The 249-nt window shown below is 76.3% G+C and carries 1 pseudogene; it reads left to right on the top strand.

Annotated features, from left to right (window positions below):
* Nucleotides 1-249 (top strand): annotated as a pseudogene (locus AX737_RS38465) (hypothetical protein); the annotation flags it as partial.

Genomic DNA, 249 nt, shown 5'->3' with positions numbered 1-249 from the left:
GGCGGCTTCAACCGCGGCGGCGTCGGGATCGGCGGCGGCTTCAATCGTGGGGCCGGCTTCGGCGGGGCCGGTCTGGCGGGCCGCGGCTACGGCTTCAACCGCGGCTACGGCTTCAACCGCGGTTATTACGGCAACCGCTACGGATACGGCTACGGCCGGCGCGGCTACGGCCTCGGCGGCCTCGGCGTCGGCGTGGGGCTCGGCCTCGCGGGCGGCCTGGCGGCCGGCAGCCTCTACGGCGGCTACGGC

The organism is Methylobacterium sp. CCH5-D2, from assembly GCF_001556475.1.
Taxonomy (GTDB): Bacteria; Pseudomonadota; Alphaproteobacteria; order Rhizobiales; family Beijerinckiaceae; genus Methylobacterium; species Methylobacterium hispanicum.
The sequence above is the reverse complement of the archived record's forward strand: the minus strand, read 5'-3'. Positions and strand labels throughout refer to the sequence as shown.